Consider the following 19036-nt stretch of genomic DNA (forward strand, 5'->3'; position numbering starts at 1 on the left):
GCACAGTAACGGCCGAGGCCGCGATCCGTCAGGGTCGCGGCCTCGGCCGTTTGTCGTTCCGGTAGGACCGAGGCCCCGGGACTCGGGGCGGAGAAGAGCCGCGTACGGTCGCCCTCACCGACGTCCGTACGCGGCATCTCCGCCTGCCGGGGCACTCTGCGAACCGCTCTCGCCCGTCCGCGTGTCAACGCGGTCGCGGCCTCCCCGGCGGCACTGCTCCCCGTCCCCAGGGGAACAGTGCCCGTTCTTGGTGTTCCTCTTACTTCGGCCCTGGCGGCCTCGACGGCCTCAGCGGCCGATCAGCTCGGCCAGGGCCTCGGCCTGGTTCGCCATCTGCTCCCACCCGCCGAACAGCAGCACCAGGAGCACGGCGCACGGCAGGGCCATGGCCAGCGCGACGGCGGGGTGCCGGGTGGGCTGCTCGGCGGACTGGGACTGGGTGAAGGCCGACCGAGGCCGGCGGGAAGTACCCGTCTGCTGCGATGCCATGGCCCTGCTCCTGATCCGGTCGAGTTGGCGCGGTGGACGGCTTACCTCGGGGGACGAGCTCCCCGTCCACCGCTGGACACAACGCTATTGGTCAGGGGGTCTCGTGGGCGTCATGCCGTCGTACTGTTCCTCGGGCATCCCGGAGGATGACGCTCAGACTCAAGGCGTACTACCGGAGGGGGAGGGAGGTCTTACCCCGCCCCCGGGGGAACCCTGAGGGGCAACCCCGAGAAGCGATTCGGCGCCCCTATGACCTGCAGCTCAGCGCACGATCCGACAATCGCACGGCGGCGCGAGGTGTTGCGTATCAGCACACCGCAGCGGGCAGTCCGTAAGCTGTGCCAGACAGGAACTGACGATGCCCCAACCAACGGGGCCTCACCCACGGGCTGACGGGGAACGAGACATGGCGATGATGCGGCTGAGGCGTGAGGACCCCCGCATCGTCGGGCCGTACCGCCTCCACCGGCGGCTGGGGGCCGGCGGCATGGGCGTGGTCTACCTCGGCTCCGACCGCCGCGGACAGCGCGTCGCCCTCAAGCTGATCCGCGCCGAACTCGCCGAGGACCAGGAGTTCCGCACCCGCTTCGCCCGCGAGATCGCCGCCGCCTCCCGGATCCGGGGCGGCTGCACCGCCCGGGTCGTCGGGTCCGACATCGAAGCCGACCGCCCCTGGCTCGCCACCGCGTACGTCCCCGGGCCCTCCCTCTACAAGCGGGTCGGCGACGAAGGGCCGCTCAGCTGGCCCGAGGCCGCCCGGATCGGCGCCGCGCTGGCCGACGGGCTGGTCAAGGTGCACGAGGCCGGGGTCGTCCACCGCGACCTCAAGCCCTCCAACATCCTGCTCTCCCCCCGCGGGCCGCGGATCATCGACTTCGGCATCGCGTGGTCGCGCGGCGCCAGCACCCTCACCCACGTCGGCACCGCGGTCGGCTCCCCCGGCTTCCTCGCACCCGAACAGGTGCGCGGAGTCGCCGTCACCCCGGCCACCGACGTCTTCGCCTTCGGCGCCACCCTCGCGTACGCGCTCACCGGGGACACCCCCTTCGGCTCCGGGGCCTCCTCCGAAGTGATGCTGTACCGGGTCGTCCACGAGGAACCCGACCTGTCCGCCGTCCCGCCGCAGCTCGCCCCGCTCATCCGGGCCTGCCTCGCCAAGGAACCGGCCGAACGGCCCGGCGCGGCCGCACTGCACGAGCGGCTCAGCGAACTGGCGGCCCGCGGCGCGGCCACCGGAGCCGGCGGGCGCGGCGCCCGGCGGGGGGCGGCGTCGGCCGCGGCACCCGTCGCACCCGCCGATGACCCGCGGGCGCCCCAGCAGGAGAGCGGACGGCAGGGCGTACCGGCCCCCGGGCGCTCGCCCGAACCCGTCGCTCCGGCGCCGCGGGCCCGGGCGGCGGCCGGCCGGCCAGGTGGGCAGGCGCCGGGAGCATCCGCGCGGCGCCCGCAAGGCGCCCCGCTCCCCCGGCCCGAGGCCACGCCCGTCGCCCGCCCCCTGCGGGACCGTCCGCACACTCCTCCGCCGGCCAGACCCCGGCCCCGCGACCGGCAGCACACCCCCGTGCCCGGCGGACGGCCCGGCACCGCGCGGCAACGGCTGCTGCGGCAACGGCTGGTGGTCTTCGTCACCGTGACGATCGGCGTCGCGCTCGCCATCGCGGCCGCTCAGGGCTGCGAGAACCGGAGCAACCAGGGCGCCCGTCCGGTGGTCGGACAGACCGCCGCGGCCGGCGCCCGGGGCGGCGGCGAACTGGCCGTGCCCGGGACCTCGGTGGACGTCGCACCGCCGGCCTCGGCGACGCCGTTGCCGGCCACCGCGCGCGGCACCGGGGACAGCGCGTTGGCGCCCGCGCAGGGGCCCGGGCCCGTGGTCGACTGGCCCAACCGCGGCTACCCCGACGGGGCGGGCGGGGCGGCCGTCAACCTGAAGGACGGACACTCGGTCGGCGGCGGGCCGCACGTCGCGCTGAGCGCGGTGCTGCCGGCCCGGTACAAGGGCCAGCCGGCCACGGTCGTCGTGCTGCGGCGAGCCGAGGGAACGGCGCCGGTCGACCTCGTCCAGCTCTACACCTTCGCCGGGGACAGCCCGGTCGCCACCACCTCCCGCACCTCGACCGCCGACCCGCAGGCCGCGGCCACCTGGCGCCTCGACGGCAGCGCGGTCGTCCGCGAGGAACGCGTGGCCGCCACCGGCGCGGTCATCTCCACCCGCTACACCGTGCGCGGCGACGGCACCCTCGACGAGTCCTGGCCCGGCGCCGGTGCCTCCGGCGGCATCGGCCTCACCACCCCTCCCCCGGCTGCCACCCCTCCCCCGGCTGCCGCCCCGGCACCGCCGACGGCCCCGGCGGGCTGAGCGCGGGAAGTCGGGCAGGTCGACTTCCCGCGCGGAAGGCGATCGGACGCGAGGGGCCATGGCGGCGGGAACGCAGCGCCACGGTAGGGGCGGGCCGCATGAGGGGGCGCGGGACGTCGGGTGGGGCGACTTCTCGTCCGGCGGGTGGGGCGGGGGTCAGGGGGTGGTGACGGCGTAGAAGGCCACGGCCGCGGCGGCGCCGACGTTGAGGGAGTCGATGCCGTGGGCCATGGGGATGCGGACGGGGTGGTGGGCGGCGGCGATGGCTCGGGGGGTGAGGCCGTCGCCCTCGGCGCCCAGCAGGAGGGCGGTCTTGGGGAGGGTGTGGGGGGCGAGGGTGGCCAGGTCGACGGCGGTGTCGGCGGGGGTGAGGGCGAGGAGGGTGAACCCGGCGCCGCGAACGGTGTCGAGGGCGGCCGGCCAGGGGTCGAGGCGGGCGTAGGGGACCGCGAAGACGGCGCCCATCGAGACCTTGACGGCGCGGCGGTAGAGCGGGTCGGCGCAGTCCGGTGAGAGCAGGACGGCGTCCATGCCGAGGGCGGCGGCGCTGCGGAAGATGGCGCCGAGGTTGGTGTGGTCGACCAGGCCCTCCAGGACGGCGACCCGGCGGGCCCCGGCGAGCAGTTCGGCGGCGTCCGGGAGGGGCTTGCGTTCCATCGAGGCGAGGGCGCCGCGGTGGACGTGGTAGCCGGTGACGGCTTCGGCGAGCCCGGGTTCGACCACGTGGACGGGGGCGCTGGCCCCGGCGATGACGTCGGCCATCACGTCGAGCCACTTGGCGGTCAGCAGCATCGACCGCATCCGGTAGCCGGCCGCGAGGGCGCGGCGGATGACCTTCTCCCCCTCGGCGATGAACAGGCCCTCGGCGGGTTCGCGGCGGCGGCGCAGTTCGACGTCGGTGAGGCCGGTGTAGTCGGCGAGACGGGGGTCGGCCGGGTCGGTGATGGTGCTGGGTTCGGACACCCTGCGATCTTGCCAAGCCGGGGCGGGGAAGGCCAAACGGCGGAACGGACGGGGTGGTCCCGGGCTAGCGTGAGTGCAAATATGACCGTATGGCCCGAAATCCGGGCCGATCCTGGGCTCCGTCGGCCTCTGGTGCCACCGGCGACGCCGGTTCATCCGGTGGGCGCCCACACGGTCGGCAACAGCTGCCCCGCGCGAAGCGGTCGCGACCGGCCCGGCACTGGTCGGTGGCCGGGCAGGTGTTCGTGCTGCAGATCCTGATCGTGCTGCTGCTGGTGGCGGGGGCCGGGATCGCCCTGGTGGTGCAGTCGCGCAACGACGCCGACCACGAGGCACGCAACCGGTCGGTGGCGGTCGCCCAGACCTTCGCCAACTCGCCGGGCATGGTCGCCGCGCTGCGCTCCCCCGACCCGACCGCGATCCTGCAGCCGAAGGCGCAGTCCGCGCGGATCTCCTCCGGCGTGGACTTCATCGTCGTACTGAACAACCAGGGCATCCGCTACACCCACCCCAACCCGGCCCGGATCGGCCAGAAGTTCGTCGGCACCTACGAGCCGGCGCTGCACGGCCAGGTGGTGACCCAGCACCTCACCGGCACGCTCGGACCACTGGTCCAGGCGGTGGTCCCGGTCTACGCGCCGGACGGCTCCGTGGCCGGGCTGGTCTCGGCCGGGGTCACCCTGAGCAAGGTCTCGGCCGCGAGCGAGCGCCAGCTGCCGGTGCTGCTGGGCGCGGCGGTGGGCGCGATAGGGCTGGCCACCCTGGGTACGGCCCTGATCAGCCGCCGGCTGCGACGGCAGACCCACGGGCTGGGCCCGGTCGAGATGACCCGGATGTACGAGCACCACGCGGCCGTACTGCACGCGGTGCGCGAGGGCGTGATGATCGTCGGCGGGGACGGGCGGCTGCTGCTGTGCAACGACGAGGCGCGCCGGCTGCTGGACCTGCCGCCGGACGCCGAGGGCCGCCCGGTGACCGACCTCGGCCTGGAGCCCGCCCCGCTGGAGCTGCTGACCGCCGACCGTCCGGTGAGCGACGAGGTGGTGCTGTCCGGGGAACGGCTGCTGGCGGTGAACGTACGGCTGACCGACCAGGCCGGCGGTCCGCCCGGCTGCGTCGCCACGCTGCGCGACTCCACCGAGCTGCGGGCGCTGACCGGCCGGGCCGAGGGCGCGCAGCGGCGGCTGCGGCTGCTGTACGACGCCGGGGTGACGGTGGGCAGCTCGCTGGACGTGACCCGGACGGCGGAGGAGCTGGCACAGGTCGCGGTGCCGCGGTTCGCGGACTTCGTCACGGTGGACCTCGCCGAGCAGGTGCTGGCCGGTGAGGAGCCGCCGCTGGGCGGCTCGCTGGGCCGGATGCGCCGTACCGCCCTCGCCGGGACCGGGGACGACGCGCCGTTCCACCCGGTGGGCACCGTGCTGGACGTGGTGCCGGCGACCCCGCTGGCTGGCGCGCTGCACAGCGGCGTGCCCGGGCTGGAGCCGCGGCTGGCCGAGGTGCACGGCTGGCGGGAGCAGGACCCGGAGCAGTCGGCGCAGGTGCTGGCGTACGGGGTGCACTCGCTGGTGCGGGTGCCGCTGCGGGCGCGCGGGGTGCTGCTGGGGGTGGCCCGGTTCTGGCGGGCGGAGCGGCCGGAGCCGTTCGAGCCGGAGGACCTGAAGCTGGCCGAGGAACTGGTGGCGCACGCGGCGGTGTGCATCGACAACGCCCGCCGGTACACCCGCGAGCACGCGATGGCGGTGACCCTGCAGCACAGCCTGCTGCCGCGCAGCCTGCCGGAGCAGAACGCGCTGGAGGTGGCGCACCGCTACCTGCCGGCCCAGGCCGGGGTGGGCGGGGACTGGTACGACGTGATCCCGCTGCCGGGCGCCCGGGTGGCGCTGGTGGTCGGCGACGTGGTCGGCCACGGGCTGCACGCGGCGGCGACGATGGGGCGGCTGCGGACCGCGATCCACAACTTCTCGACGCTCGACCTGCCGCCGGACGAACTGCTGGGGCACCTGGACGAGCTGGTGAACCGGATCGACCAGGAGGAGGCGGGCGGCGGCGACAGCGCGGGCCTGACCGGGGCGACCTGCCTGTACGCGATCTACGACCCGGTGTCGCGGCGCTGCACGCTGGCCGGTGCCGGACACCCGCCGCCGGCCGTGGTGGACCCGCAGGGCCGGGTGACCTTCCCGGAGGTGCCGATCGGGCCGCCGCTGGGGCTGGCGGTGCTGCCGTTCGAGACCATCGAGGTGGACCTGGCCGAGGGCAGCCGGCTGGTGCTGTACACGGACGGGCTGGTGGAGGACCGCGAGCGGGACATCGACGAGGGCCTGGAGCTGCTGCGGTCGGCGCTGAGCGGGCCGCCGCGCACGCCCGAGCAGACCTGCGCGGACGTGCTCGGGGCGATGCTGCCGCCGCATCCGCAGGACGACATCGCGCTGCTGGTCGCGGAGACCAGGGTGCTGGCAGCGGACCAGGTCGCCCAGTGGGACGTGCCCCCGGAGCCGGCGGCGGTGGGGGAGGTGAGGGCGCAGGTGGCGCGGCGGCTGGCGGACTGGGGGCTGGAGGAGGCCGCGTTCGTCACCGAGCTGATCCTGAGCGAGCTGGTGACCAACGCGATCCGGTACGGCTCCGGGCCGATCCGGGTGCGGCTGCTGCGCGACCGTTCGCTGATCTGCGAGGTGTCGGACGGCAGCAGCACCTCGCCGCACCTGCGGTACGCGGCGACCGAGGACGAGGGCGGGCGCGGGCTGTTCCTGGTCGCCCAGTTCGCGGACCGCTGGGGGACGCGCTACACCGCGACCGGGAAGGTCATCTGGACGGAGCAGCCGCTGGATTAGGAAGTCGGACCGGCCGACTTCCCACTCCGCCGGGGCCTACGGCCGGAAGGCGGCGGCCAGCACGTTGACCACCTCGCCGACCACGATCACCGCCGGGGGCTTGACGCCCTCGGCCTCGACCACGGCGGCGACGGTGCCCAGGGTGGCGTCCACCCGGCGCTGGGCGGCGGTGGTGCCCTCCTGGACGATCGCGACCGGGGTGTCGGCCGCCCGTCCGTGCTCGACCAGCTCGGCGGCGATCGCCCCGATCTTGTCCACGGCCATCAGCAGCACCAGGGTGCCGCTCATCCCGGCGACGGCCGACCAGTTGGTGACCGAGCGCGGGTCGTCCGGGCCGACGTGGCCGGAGACCACGGTGAACTCCTGGGTCAGCCCGCGGTGGGTGACCGGGATGCCGGCCGACTCCGGGACGCTGATCGAGCTGGAGATGCCGGGCACCACGGTGACCGGGACGCCGGCCTCGGCGCAGGCCAGCAGCTCCTCGCCGCCACGGCCGAAGACGTACGGGTCGCCGCCCTTGAGCCGGACCACGAACTTCCCGGCCTTGGCGTGGTCGATCAGCGCCTGGTTGATCGCCTCCTGGGCCATCTGGCGGCCGTAGGGGATCTTGGAGGCGTCGATCACCTCGACGTGCTCGGGCAGTTCGGCGAGCAGTTCGCGCGGGGCGAGGCGGTCGGCGACCACCACGTCGGCGTCGGCGAGCAGCCGGCGCCCGCGCACGGTGATCAGGTCCGGGTCGCCCGGGCCGCCGCCGACCAGGGCGACGCCGGCGCCGTGCGCGCGGTACGCGCGGGCGGCCAGCGAGCCGTCCCGCAGGCCGCCGACCACGGCGTCGCGCAGGGCCGCGGAGTGCCTCGGGTCGCCGGTGAGCACGGCGACGGTGGCGCCGGCGTCCCGGCCGCTGGCCGGGGTCCAGGCGGAGGCGGCGGAGGCGTCGTCGCTGCGGGCGCAGAACACCCGCTCGCGCTCGGCCTCGGCGCTGACCGCCGCGTTGACCGCCGGGTCGTCGGTGGCCACCAGGACGTACCAGGCGCCGGTCAGGTCGCCGTCCGCGTACGGGCGGGCGTGCCAGGTCAGCTCACCCGCGTCGGCCATGGCCTGGACGGCCGGGGTGGTGGCCGGGGATATCAGGTGCAGCTCGGCGCCGGACGCGATCAGGGCCGGCAGCCGCCGCTGCGCGACCTGTCCGCCGCCGACCACGACGACACGACGACCGGCCAGCAGCAGGCCGACCGGGTACGGGGTCCGGCCCTCGGTGCCGGGGTGCGGGGTGGGCGCGCTCATCGGCGGTGCTCCTGATCGGGATGAGGATGTGGGGCGGGTGCGGTGGTACGCCGCTCAGCGGCCGAGCGGTGGCACACCGCTCAGCGGGCCGAGCGGTGATACGCCGCTCCGCGGGCCGGCGCGCCCTCGGGCCGGTCCGCGGAGCGGGTGAGGTGGTGCGTCAGGCCTTCTCGGTGACCCCGGCGGAGTCGAAGGTGGCTACATCGTGCATCGCGCGGGCCGCACTCTGCACCAGCGGCAGTGCCAGCAGCGCACCGGTGCCCTCGCCGAGCCGCAGGTCCAGGTCGATCAGCGGACGCAGGCCCAGCTTCGCCAGCGCGGCCTGGTGGCCGGGCTCGGCGGAACGGTGGCCGGCGATGCAGGCGGCCAGCACCTCGGGGGCGATCGCCTTGGCGACCAGCGCGGCCGAACCGGCGATCACACCGTCCAGCACCACCGGGGTGCGCAGCGACGCGGCGCCCAGCAGGAAGCCGGCGAGGGCCGCGTGCTCCAGGCCGCCGACGGCGGCGAGGACGCCGATCGGGTCGTTCGGGTCGGGCTGGTGCAGGGCCAGCGCGGCGCGGATGACCTCGATCTTGCGGGCGTGGGTCTCGTCGTCGATGCCGGTGCCGCGGCCGGTGACCTCGGCCGGGTCGAGGCCGGTGAACACCGAGATCAGGGCGGCCGAAGCGGTCGTGTTGGCGATGCCCATGTCGCCGGTGACCAGTGCCTTGTTGCCCGCCGCGACCAGGTCGCGGGCGGTCTCGATGCCGACCTCGACGGCCTGGAGGGCCTCCTCGCGGGTCATCGCCGGGCCCTGGGTCATGTCGGCGGTGCCGGGCTTGACCTTGCGCGGCAGCAGGCCGGTGGCGCGGCCCTGCTGGACGGCCTGCGGCAGCTCGGCGGCGACGCCGACGTCCACCACGCAGACCTCGGTGCCGATCTGCTTGGCGAAGGAGTTGATCACCGCTCCCCCGGCCAGGAAGTTGCCGACCATCTGGGCGGTCACCTCCTGCGGCCACGGGCTGACGCCCTGGGCGTGCACGCCGTGGTCAGCCGCGAAGATCGCCACGCAGGCGGGCTCCGGGATCGGCGGCGGGCACTTGCGCGACAGGCCGCACAGCTGGGCGGAGATGATCTCCAGCATGCCGAGCGAGCCGGCCGGCTTGGTCATCCGCTTCTGGCGGTCCCAGGCCTCGCCGAGCGCCTTGGCGTCCAGCGGGCGGATCCCGCGCAGGGTGTCGGCGAGCAGGCTCTGCGGCTCCTCGCCGGGCAGCGCGCGGTTGCCGTACTGCTCCTCGTGGACCACCCAGGCGAGCGGGCGCTTCTTGGCCCAGCCCTGCTGCTCCAGTTCGGGCTCGTCCGGGAAGGAGTCGACGAAGCCGACGCACAGGTAGGCGACGACCTCCAGGTGCTCGGGCAGGCCCAGCTCGCGGACCAGCTGCTCGTCGTCGAAGAAGCTCACCCAGCCGACGCCCAGGCCCTCGGCGCGGGCGGCCAGCCAGAGGTTCTCGACGGCCAGGGCGGCCGAGTACGGGGCCATCTGCGGCTGGGTGTGCCGGCCCAGGGTGTGCCGGCCGCCGCGGGTGCGGTCGGCGGTCACCACGATGTTCACCGGGGTGTCGAGGATGGCCTCGATCTTGATCTCCCGGAACTGCTTGGCCCGGCCCTTCGGCAGCGAGTCCGCGTACGCCTCGCGCTGGCGCTCGGCCAGGGCGTGCATCCGCCTGCGGGTCTTCGCCGAGCGGATCACCACGAAGTCCCAGGGCTGCGAGTAGCCGACGCTGGGCGCGGTGTGGGCGGCCTCCAGGACGCGGATCAGCACCTCGTGCGGGATCGCGTCCGGGCGGAAGCCGTTGCGGATGTCGCGGCGCTCGCGGATCACCTGGTGGACGGCGTCGCGGCCGGCCTCGTCGTAGCCGGGGGCGGCCGGGCCGCGCGGCTCGGCGGGCTCGACGGGCTGCTCGGCCTCCGCGGCCGGGGCCTCGGACGGATCGACGGGCTGCTCGAGCTGCGGATCGGCGGGCTGCTCGGCCTGGGCCTCGGACTGCGGTGCCTCGGCGGCGGGCGCCTCGGCGGCCTCGGTCGCGGGGGCGACGGCTTCGGCGGGCTGCTCGACGGGCTCGTCGGCGGCGGCCTCGACGACCTGCTCGACCGGCTGCTCGACGACCTGCTCGGCCGGGACCTCGGCGACCGGCTCGGCGGCGGGGGCCTCCTCCTGGACGGCCTCCGGCGCGAGGGTGACGGGCTCGGCCGGCTCCGCGGTGGGCTCGGCCGACGGCTCCTCGGCGGCCGGGGCGTCGGCGGGCTGCTCGGCGACCGGCTGCTCGGCGGCCTCGGCGACGGGCTGCTGCTCGGCCTCGGGGGCGACGGCTTCGGCGGGCTGGGCGGCTTCGGCTTCGGCGGGCTGGTCGACGGGCTGCTCGGCGGCGGCCTCGACGACCTGCTCGGCCAGGACCTCGGCGGCCGGCTCGGCCGGGACGGCCTCCGGCTGCGGCTGCTCGCCCTCGGCGACGACGGGCTCGACCGCGACCGGCTCCGCCGCGACGGCTTCGGCGGCCATGGCCTCGGCGAGGACGGCCTCGGCGGCAACGGCCTCCTGGTCGGCGCTCTCCGCGACGGCCTGGCCGGAGGGCATCTCACCGGTGCCGGCGGCGGTCTCGGCGACCGGCTCGGCCGTGGCCGTGACGGCCTGTTCGGCCTGGACCGCCTCGGCGACCTGCCCGGCCTCCTGCACCGCCTCGACGGCCGGGGCCGGCTCGACGGCCGGGGCCGGCTCGACGGCCGGGGCCGGCTCGGCGGCCTGCGGCGCTTCGGCGACCGCTATGGGTGCGGGCTGCTCCGGTGCCGCCTCCTCGGCCGCCGGGGCCTGCTGGGCCGCCGCGACCTTGGGCAGGCCGTGCGGGGTCGGGGCGGCGAGGAAGGCGGAGATCCGGCGCGGCTGACCGGCCGGGGCGGCGGGCTCGGACTGCTCCGCGGGCGCGGCGGCCTCGGCCACGACCGGCTCGGCACCGCCCTCGACCACGGCGGTCTCCACGGTCTCCACGGCGGCGTCCACCACCACGGTCTCGATCGCGGGGCTGTCCACCACGGCGGCCTCGGCGGCCGGCTGCTCGGCGGCCTGGGCCGGGACCGGCTCGGCCACGACGGCCTGGGCCGTCTGCGCGGCCTCGGGGGCCGGCTGGACCTGGACGGCTTCGGCGACCGGAGTGACCGGAGCAGCCGGAGCCGCCTCCGGGGTCTCGACGACCTCGATGACCTCGATCGCCCCGACCGTCTCGATGGTCATCAGGCCCTCGACGGGCTGCGAGGCGAGCGGCACCTGCTGGTAGCCCTGCGGCATCTGGTGAACCGTCTGGCCGGTCTCGGCCGTGGTGGGCATCGGGGCCGCCGGCGCGGCGGGCGCCATCGGGGCGGCCTGCGGCACGCCCTGCGGCGCGGCGCCCGGGACCGGCACGACGGCCTCGCCCATCGGCGGCCGGCCGACGACCGGGATGCCGTGCGCGGGAGTACCGCCCTGCGAGGGGCCGCGGTCGGCCAGCGAACGGACCGGCACCTGGCCGGTCATCAGCGAGGGGTCCGGGATCGGCGGGCCGGCGTGCAGCGGGCGGCGCGGCGCCTGAGCCTGGGTCATCGGCTGCTGGGGCTGCGCCGGGGCGGCGTGCAGCGGCGGCTGCTGGACGTGCTCGCCGCCGAGCACCGGCGGGTCCACCGGCGGCCAGGACGGCTCGACCGGGGCGCCGTCCGGCTGCGCGAACGGCGCCTGCTCGGCACCCCAGGAGCCCTGCGGACCGGGCATCAGCAGGACGTCGTCCTCGTCGTCCAGCCCGTCCGGCTGGTCGACGAAGTGGAACGCCGGGCGCGCGGCGCCCTGGTCGACGGTCCAGCCGTCACCCGGGGCGGCCGGGGCCGGCACGCCGGGGACGGCGAAGTTCGGCTGGCCCTGCGGCGGGATCATGCCCGCGCCGGGCAGGCCGCCCACCGGCGCCGCCGGGTTGGGGATCACGCCGCCGTCGGTCGCGACGCCCTGCAGGGGTGCAACGCCCGCGACGCCCTCCGGTCCGCCGAGCGGGTCTGGCCCGGCGTGCAGGTGCTCCGGCAGTCCCTCGCCCGGGACGTGGCCGCCATCGGTCATTGTCAAAGCTCCTTCCAGGCCGCTGCCGCGCCCCTCGGCGACGCGATCACCGACCGCAGCGCCCATCCGCACGGGCCGGGCCTGGACCGACCCGCCCCTCAACACACGCGGCCGCCGCGCCGTGGCGCTGCGGCCCTAGTCCTTCCGGCGCGCTGCGGCACCCCGGCCCGGGCACCGCCGATGAGGGCGGTGCACCATCTGAATCAACGACAACCCGGAGCAACCGGCACGACCGCACCGGACCCTACGGCATTCTCCAGGTCCGGCACGCGGCCCGTCGAATTGCCCACACTCCGAGCGGAACCGGCTTGCACCACGTCAAAAAGGTGACAAACCGACCGAATCGGGTGGGTCGTCGGCGGCTGCAGCCGCCTGGGACGCCACACTACCGGCCCGGCGCGGTGACCTCTCGAATCGGTGTCCGGATGCGACCTGGATCACCGCGCGGTGCGCCCGGCGGCCCGGGCGCGCACCCGAGGCCTTCACACGATCTGCTCACCCCAGAGCAGCAGCGCGCCGCCCGCGCCCGCACCGAGCGTCAGCGCGCCGCCCTCCTCGGCGGCCCGCAGCGGGGTCGACTGCAGCAGCGCGCCATCCGCCCGGTACCCGGCCTCGCTGATGGCCCGGCGGATCTCCTCGGCCTCGGCGAAGGTCCGGGCGACGGCGACGAAGCGCTCGGGCCTGCGGGCCAGCACCGCCCGCACCACGTCGAGGCCGCCGGACTCCACCACGGCCGCGTCCGGCTCCGGCAGTCCGCCCAGCACCTCGGGGCCCTTCCCGTACACCGTCTCCACCTCGACCCCGTAGCGGCGGGCGTTGACGGTGAGCCGGGCGCAGGCCGAGCGGGAGCCCTCGACGGCGACCACGGCGGCGCCGAACCGGGCCGCCTCCACCGCGAGGGCGCCGCTGCCCGCGCCGACCGACCAGACGAGGTCCCCGGGACGTGCACCCAGACGGGCCAGCACCAGGGCGCGTACGTGCGCGGGCAGCGCCTCCGATGCGCCCGGCTCGTCCTCCGCGCGCCCGGCGCCTGCGTAGGCGTCGCCGGGGAGCGCCCAGCCGCGGTCCGCGCCGGGGTAGCCGAGCGGGCGCCCGGCGAGCCAGCCGGCCGCCTCGCCGACCGGGCCGGCCTGGGCGCCGATCACCAGCACCACGTTCGGGTCGCGCCAGACGTGGTCGGCGATCCGGTCGGAGGTGAGGACGGTGACGTCCTCCTCCGGGGTGCCGAGGGCCTCGCAGACCACGAAGGTGCGGTGCACCCCGCGCAGCATCAGGGCGAGTTCGCTCGGCCCGGCGCCCGGGGCGGTGAGCACCGCGACCTTGGGGTGGGCCCGGCAGATGTTGGCCGCGCGGCGCAGCCGTCCGCCGTGGACGCTGACCACCTGGGCGTCCTCCCAGGGCATGCCGGCCCGGGCGAAGGCGGTGGCGACGGAGGAGACGGCGGGCAGGACTTCGAGTTCGAGGCCGTACTCGGGGCGGCGCAGGGTGCGCACCACGCCGAAGAAGCCGGGGTCGCCCTCGGCGACCACGACGGCGGCGCCGCGGTGCTCGGCGATCGTGCGGGCGGCCTGCTGGACGTTGCCGAGGGCGAGCCGCTCGGCGTCCTCCGGCACCGGGAGGGCGTCCAGTTGGTAGGGCGCTCCGGCCACCAGGGTCGCCGCGGCGAGGGCCGCGCCGGCGGCCTCGGTCAGCGGCGTACCGTCCCACCCGATGACCGTGATCCGGTCAGCCATCTGCGGCCGTTCTCCCTCGACTCGTTGCGCGGCTCGTCGCGCCGGCTGTGCGGCGCCGGTGGAGAGGCTACCGGGTGTGGTCCCCCGGAGGCCGACATCTCGCACACATGTCCGCGCCGCGCGGGTGACCAGCGGGGGAACGCGGCGGGGGGTTCAGTCGCGCAGCACGTAGCGGTGGTCGCCGTGCCAGCCGTCGTGGTGCAGTTCGGGCGACTCCAGGTCCTCCGGGAGCAGGCTCCACAGGATCAGGTCGCTGCGGCTTTCCACCACGACCTCGCCGGACTCGCCCCGGACTATCCAGGCGCTGCGCAGCACGCCCTCGCTGATGCCGCCGATCTTCTGGGCGACCTGCTGGGCGGAGGTGTTGCCGGCGGCGGTGCGCAGCTCCAGGCGCAGGAAGCCGCGGTCCTCGAACAGCCACTGGGCGACGCCGAGGACGGCCTCCGGGGCGTAGCCCTCGCCGCGCGCCCAGACGGCGGTGACGTAGGAGATCTCGGTGCTGCGCAGCCGCCAGTCGGTGTTGCGCAGTTCGACCAGGCCGACCAGGCGCTGGGTGAGGTGCTCGGTGACGGCGAAGACGATGCCGCGCCCGGCGGCGCGGTGGGCGGGGGCGAGGGTGCGGGCGAGCTCGGCCGCGTACTCCTCGGTGAAGGGGTGCGGGAGGTCGGTCCAGGCCAGCACGAGGTCGTCGGCCATCATGGTGGCCAGGCCCGGGGCGTCGTCCTCCGCAAGGGGCCGCAGCAGCAGCCGTTCGGTGCTGATGGCCGTCTCGGGGAAGCTCGCTGCCATGCCGTCTCTCCTCGCCGGGTCGTGAACACAACACCGTACGCCTCCGGCGCGCCCCGGGTATCACGCGGTGCGCGCCCCGCGCGACGGTGCGTCAGAACCCGGTCGGCCGCGGTGTCCCTGGTGCATACTGCCCGACCGGGCCCCCGCCGAGGTGCGGCGGGGGCCCGGTCGGGCGCTACGAGGTATGACCGTACGACGATCAGAAGGCCGGGATGACCGAGCCCTGGAAGGTGTCGTTGATGTACTTCCGGACCTCGTCGGAGTGCAGCAGCTCGGCCAGCTTCTTCACCCGCGGGTCGTTCTCCTTGCCCTTCTTGACGGCGAGGATGTTCGCGTACGGGTTGCCCTCGGCCTTCTCCAGCACCAGGGCGTCGGTGGCCGGCTTCAGGCCGGAGTCGATCGCGTAGTTGCCGTTGATCACGGCGGCGTCGAGGTCGGCGATGGAGCGGGGCAGCTGGGCGGCCTCCAGCTCCTTCCACTTGAAGTTCTTCGGGTTGCCCGTCACGTCCGCCGGGGTGGCGGCGGTGCCGGCGCCGTCCTTGAGGGTGATGAGCTTGTTGTCGGCGAGCAGCTTGAGCGCCCGGCCCTCGTTGGTGGCGTCGTTCGGCACACCGATGGTGGCGCCGTCCGGCAGGTCGTTGATCGACTTGACCTTCTTGGAGTAGACGCCCAGCGGCTCCAGGTGAACGGGCTCGACCGGGACGATGTCGGTGCCGTTCTTCTTGTTGAAGTCATCCAGGTACGGGACGTGCTGGAAGTAGTTGGCGTCGGCCGAACCGTCCTGCACCGCCGTGTTGGGGGTCACGTAGTCGGTGACCTCCTTGATGTCGAGCTTGAGGCCCGCCTTGGCCGCGAGGTTGTCGTTGACGAACTTGAGGATCTGCGCGTGCGGGGTCGGGCTGGCGACGACCTTCAGCGGCGCGTTCGGGTCCGAGGAGGACGAACCCGAGCTGCCGCAGGCGGCCAGCGACAGGGCGAGGCCGGCGGTGGCGAGGACACTGGTGAACTTCAGAACGTTGCGCACGAAAAGTGCCTTTCTGCGTGATGCGGGGAGCCGCGTCCGGAGGTCGGACGAGGGAGGTCTAGGAGGCGACGAGGTCCTCGTCGGGGGCGGTGGCGCGCGGGCGGAGCAGGCGGGTGCGTCCGCCGCCGCGGCCCCGGTTGGCCAGCCGGCGCACGGCGTAGTCGCCGGCCAGCTGGATGATCGTGACGATGATCGCGATCTCGGCCACGATGATCCACATGAAGGTGGTCTCGAACCGCAGGTAGCCGTACCGGTAGGCGAGGTCGCCGAGGCCGCCGCCGCCGACCGTGCCGGCCATCGCGGAGTAGCCGATCAGCGCGATGACGGTGGTGGTGACGGAGGCGACGATGCCGGGCAGCGCCTCGGGGACCAGCGTCTTGCGCACCAGCGTCCAGGTGCTGCCGCCCATCGCCTGGACGGCCTCGATCAGGCCGCGGTCGACCTCACGGACGGAGGTCTCGACCAGCCGGGCGAAGAACGGGATCGCGCCGACGGTCAGCGGCACGGTCGCGGCCTGCCAGCCCAGCGAGTTGCCGGTCAGCCACCGGGTGAAGGAGATCAGCGCGATCATCAGGATGATGAACGGCAGCGAGCGGGTGAGGTTCACGACCGCGCCGAGCACCTTGTTCACCGGCTGGTTCTGCAGCGCCCCGCCCTTGGAGGTGAGCACCAGCAGGACGCCGAGCGGCAGGCCGAGCAGCACGGTGCACAGGGTCGAGACCCCGACCATCTGGAAGGTCTCCTGGGTGGCGGGCCACATCAGTTCCTGCATCTGGTCCCAGCTCAGGCCACTCATGCCACCGCTCCGTCCGCCGCACCGACCACGTCCACCTGCAGGCCCTGCTCGCGCAGGTAGCCGATCGGCACCACGTTGTCCTGGTGGCCGCCGGGCAGTTCGACCCGCATCCGGCCGACCATCCGGCCGGCGATGGTCTCCACCGCGGCGCCGAGGATGTTGATGTCGATCTGGTAGGTGCGGGCCAGCTGGGAGACGAACGGCTGCGCCGGGGTGTCGCCCTGGAAGGTGATCTCCAGGACGGTCGCCCCGGGGTGGCCGGTGCCGAACTCGCTGAGCGGGAACAGCTCGCGGGCCAGCTCGGAGCCGGGCTCGGCCAGCAGGTCGGTCAGCTCGCCGGACTCCACCACCCGCCCGCCGCGCATCAGGGCGGCGGAGTCGCAGACGGACTTGATGACGTCCATCTCGTGGGTGATCAGCAGGACGGTCAGGCCCAGCTGCTGGTTGAGGTCGCGCAGCAGCTTGAGGATGGAGCGGGTGGTCTCCGGGTCGAGGGCCGAGGTGGCCTCGTCGGAGAGCAGCACCTTGGGGTCGCCGGCCAGGGCGCGGGCGATGCCCACCCGCTGCTTCTGGCCGCCGGAGAGCTGGTTGGGGTAGCTGCGGGCCTTGTCGCCGAGGCCGACCAGGTCGAGCAGTTCGGCGGCCTTGCGGCGGCGCTGGGTGCGGTCCAGGCCGATGATCTCCAGCGGGAGTTCGACGTTCTGCTGCACCGTGCGGGAGGACAGCAGGTTGAAGTGCTGGAAGACCATGCCGATCCGGCGGCGTGCCTCGCGCAGGTCCTTGCCGGCCCGGTTCTCGCCGCCGGACAGCGCGGTCAGCTCGACCCCGTCCACGGTGACCGTGCCGGAGGTCGGGCGCTCCAGCATGTTCACGCAGCGGATGAGGGTGGACTTGCCGGCACCGCTCGTGCCGACGACTCCGTAGACCTCGCCCGGGCGAACGTGCAGGTCGACGCCGGCGAGGGCGGTCACCTCGCGGCCTCGGGAACGGTAGACCTTCGTCAGGTCCGTGGTGGTGATCACAGCTGCTTCCGTGGGTCAGGGGCAGGCGGCGCTGTCGGCCGCCCGACCGGGGTTGCGGTCAAGCGGCTTCCTGCGACGCCTCACCAGGGGGATCCGGACCCGCCATCTCTTGATCGTGGCCGCAGAACGGCCGGGCCGCGCGACGGCGTGGCCCTAACGAGTCATCGACGGCCGCGGGTGGGCGGGCACGCCGGAGGGAGGGATTTCCGGTCTTCCGGGGGGGGGATGGGACGCGCTCACACGGGCGGGAGCGACGCCGGAGTCTCGCTTCGGGGCGCGAGGAGGAGGCACCCTCGACGGGGTACCGGGGGCGGTGGCCCTCAGCGGTGACACATTCGACGGCACATGGCACGCTCACCTGCCGGCAGCGTGCCGGTGGGGGTCCAGTTCGTCGTCGCAGTCATGTGAGCCAGTAAAACAGATGGGTCGATTGACGCCCAACTGTTCGGGCCCGACTGTCCGCATTGCGGACACGAGCCGCCCCGGAGCTGGGATGGAACGCCTCGACGCCGCCACCGGGGCGTCCGGATGGTGGCGGCGTCGAGGTGCCCGACCGCGGGCGGGCGCTCAGGCGGTCGCGGCGAGCGCGACGGCGACCGGCTTCTCCAGGTGCACGAAGCTCAGCCGGCTGGTGACCTGCTCGACGGCGGTCTGCCGGTAGCCCTGGCGGGCGTACAACCGCAGGTTGCCCAGGCTCCGGTGACCGGTGAACAGCCGGTAGGCCGTCACCGGGCGGCCGTCCTCGGCCATCCGGCGCTCCAGTGCGTCCAGGAGCCGGCCGCCCAGGCCGTGCCGCTGCATCCGGGGGTGCACCACCAGACGCCCTATCCGGCCGATGCCCTCGGCGTCGACGTGGCCGCGCACGGCGCCGACCACCTCGTCCCCCAGCCGGGCCACCAGGGCGTGCTGCTCGGTCAGTTCGGTGCGCAGGCTCTCCAGGGTCTGTGTCAGGGGCTCGATCGCCCAGTCGCCGTACAGCTCGGCCTCGGGCTGGTAGCCCAGGTACTGGAGCTTGAGGATCTGCTCCGCGTCCTCGGCCTCAGCGGCCGAGATGATCACGCTCATGCCCATGTGGAGGGGCCTCCCCAGTCGTCGTGCCCGGCGCGCAGAGGGTGACGCGCTCACGCTCAGTATCCGAGCGTATGCGCCACCGTCAAGAGTGACGTTCGCCAGCGTGCTACCCGGGTGTCAGGTTCCCTCAACCTTCGACGGGCCAGACGTGGCAAGGGTCACGCCGGGGTGGGGTGGCAGCGACGCGCCGCGCGCGGGGCGCGGCCGGCTGTGGGGCGCCCGGGTGAGGCGGGGCGGGCCCGTCCCGGTCAGGGGTAGCGCTCCGCGTGCAGCAGGAGCCGCAGGCAGGCCAGGCAGCGGGAGCGGGTGGGCCCGATGGAGCCGCGCGGCATGCCGAGGCGCTCGGAGAGCTCGCGGTAGGTGGGCGGCGGATCCTCCACGAGGGCGGCGATCAGCTGCGGGCAGCGGCCGGGCAGGGCGGCGACGGTCTCGCGGACCACGCGGCGGCGGCGTTCGGCGAGGAAGACGTCCTCGGCGGAGGGGACGGGCGGAAAGGGGGTGCACACACCGTGCATGACGGGCTCGGGCGGAGCCGGTTACGCCCGGACCGGGGTGCGCACGCCG

12 protein-coding genes and 1 pseudogene are annotated in these 19036 nt (G+C 74.8%); 2 read left to right on the forward strand and 11 right to left on the reverse strand.

Annotated features, from left to right (window positions below; genetic code table 11):
- Positions 1 to 288 precede the first annotated feature (288 nt).
- Positions 289 to 489, reverse strand: coding sequence for a hypothetical protein (locus ACZ3YL_RS07210; protein WP_465656002.1), 201 nt, complete (start codon positions 487 to 489; stop codon positions 289 to 291).
- Between the two features lie 406 nt (positions 490 to 895).
- Between ACZ3YL_RS07210 and ACZ3YL_RS07215 the strand changes: the two are divergent.
- A pseudogene (locus ACZ3YL_RS07215) lies at positions 896 to 2167 on the forward strand (serine/threonine-protein kinase); the annotation flags it as partial.
- Positions 2168 to 3001: 834 nt separating this feature from the next.
- Here the strand turns inward: ACZ3YL_RS07215 and ACZ3YL_RS07220 are convergent.
- Positions 3002 to 3808, reverse strand: coding sequence for a TrmH family RNA methyltransferase (locus tag ACZ3YL_RS07220; protein WP_188307294.1), 807 nt, complete (start codon positions 3806 to 3808; stop codon positions 3002 to 3004).
- Between the two features lie 89 nt (positions 3809 to 3897).
- On the opposite strand from ACZ3YL_RS07220, the gene ACZ3YL_RS07225 reads away from it, so the two are divergent.
- Positions 3898 to 6639 carry a SpoIIE family protein phosphatase gene (locus ACZ3YL_RS07225; RefSeq protein WP_465656004.1) on the forward strand — a complete coding sequence of 914 codons (2742 nt, stop codon included), beginning with the start codon at positions 3898 to 3900 and terminating at the stop codon, positions 6637 to 6639.
- Positions 6640 to 6675: 36 nt separating this feature from the next.
- Here ACZ3YL_RS07225 and cobA read toward each other — a convergent pair whose 3' ends face one another.
- From cobA to ACZ3YL_RS07270, 9 genes are all read right to left on the reverse strand, one after another.
- A complete protein-coding gene (cobA, locus tag ACZ3YL_RS07230) occupies positions 6676 to 7923 on the reverse strand; it encodes a uroporphyrinogen-III C-methyltransferase (RefSeq protein ID WP_465656006.1) in 1248 nt (415 codons plus the stop codon).
- A 160-nt stretch (positions 7924 to 8083) separates the two neighbouring features.
- Positions 8084 to 12037, reverse strand: coding sequence for a nicotinate-nucleotide--dimethylbenzimidazole phosphoribosyltransferase (cobT, locus tag ACZ3YL_RS07235; protein WP_465656008.1), 3954 nt, complete (start codon positions 12035 to 12037; stop codon positions 8084 to 8086).
- Positions 12038 to 12519: 482 nt separating this feature from the next.
- The gene (cbiE, locus tag ACZ3YL_RS07240; protein WP_465656010.1) at positions 12520 to 13770 is read right to left on the reverse strand and encodes a precorrin-6y C5,15-methyltransferase (decarboxylating) subunit CbiE; all 1251 of its coding nucleotides are present in this window, start codon (positions 13768 to 13770) and stop codon (positions 12520 to 12522) included.
- Between the two features lie 153 nt (positions 13771 to 13923).
- Positions 13924 to 14559, reverse strand: a complete 636-nt coding sequence (locus tag ACZ3YL_RS07245; protein WP_188303072.1) for a GNAT family N-acetyltransferase — start codon at positions 14557 to 14559, stop codon at positions 13924 to 13926.
- A 199-nt stretch (positions 14560 to 14758) separates the two neighbouring features.
- The gene (locus ACZ3YL_RS07250; protein WP_188303073.1) at positions 14759 to 15583 is read right to left on the reverse strand and encodes a MetQ/NlpA family ABC transporter substrate-binding protein; all 825 of its coding nucleotides are present in this window, start codon (positions 15581 to 15583) and stop codon (positions 14759 to 14761) included.
- A gap of 58 nt (positions 15584 to 15641) precedes the next feature.
- Positions 15642 to 16370: a methionine ABC transporter permease gene (locus tag ACZ3YL_RS07255; RefSeq protein WP_188303095.1), complete on the reverse strand. Its 729-nt coding sequence runs from the start codon at positions 16368 to 16370 to the stop codon at positions 15642 to 15644.
- 5 nt (positions 16371 to 16375) lie between these two features.
- A complete protein-coding gene (locus ACZ3YL_RS07260; protein ID WP_188303074.1) occupies positions 16376 to 17401 on the reverse strand; it encodes a methionine ABC transporter ATP-binding protein in 1026 nt (341 codons plus the stop codon).
- Between the two features lie 567 nt (positions 17402 to 17968).
- Complete coding sequence (locus ACZ3YL_RS07265) at positions 17969 to 18472, reverse strand: GNAT family N-acetyltransferase (protein ID WP_188303075.1); 504 nt, start codon at positions 18470 to 18472, stop codon at positions 17969 to 17971.
- A 248-nt stretch (positions 18473 to 18720) separates the two neighbouring features.
- The gene (locus tag ACZ3YL_RS07270; protein WP_188303076.1) at positions 18721 to 18978 is read right to left on the reverse strand and encodes a hypothetical protein; all 258 of its coding nucleotides are present in this window, start codon (positions 18976 to 18978) and stop codon (positions 18721 to 18723) included.
- Positions 18979 to 19036: the final 58 nt, after the last annotated feature.

The sequence above is a fragment of the Kitasatospora sp. NPDC023176 genome (assembly GCF_055560495.1).

What these genes read in the sequence shown, in the direction of transcription:
- ACZ3YL_RS07225 (WP_465656004.1), top strand. Translation starts at nt 3,898, where the DNA reads ATGGCCCGAAATCCGGGCCGATCCTGGGCTCCGTCGGCCTCTGGTGCC.
- cobA (WP_465656006.1), bottom strand. Translation starts at nt 7,923, where the DNA reads ATGAGCGCGCCCACCCCGCACCCCGGCACCGAGGGCCGGACCCCGTAC.
- ACZ3YL_RS07265 (WP_188303075.1), bottom strand. Translation starts at nt 18,472, where the DNA reads ATGGGCATGAGCGTGATCATCTCGGCCGCTGAGGCCGAGGACGCGGAG.
- ACZ3YL_RS07210 (WP_465656002.1), bottom strand. Translation starts at nt 489, where the DNA reads ATGGCATCGCAGCAGACGGGTACTTCCCGCCGGCCTCGGTCGGCCTTC.
- ACZ3YL_RS07245 (WP_188303072.1), bottom strand. Translation starts at nt 14,559, where the DNA reads ATGGCAGCGAGCTTCCCCGAGACGGCCATCAGCACCGAACGGCTGCTG.
- cobT (WP_465656008.1), bottom strand. Translation starts at nt 12,037, where the DNA reads ATGACCGATGGCGGCCACGTCCCGGGCGAGGGACTGCCGGAGCACCTG.
- cbiE (WP_465656010.1), bottom strand. Translation starts at nt 13,770, where the DNA reads ATGGCTGACCGGATCACGGTCATCGGGTGGGACGGTACGCCGCTGACC.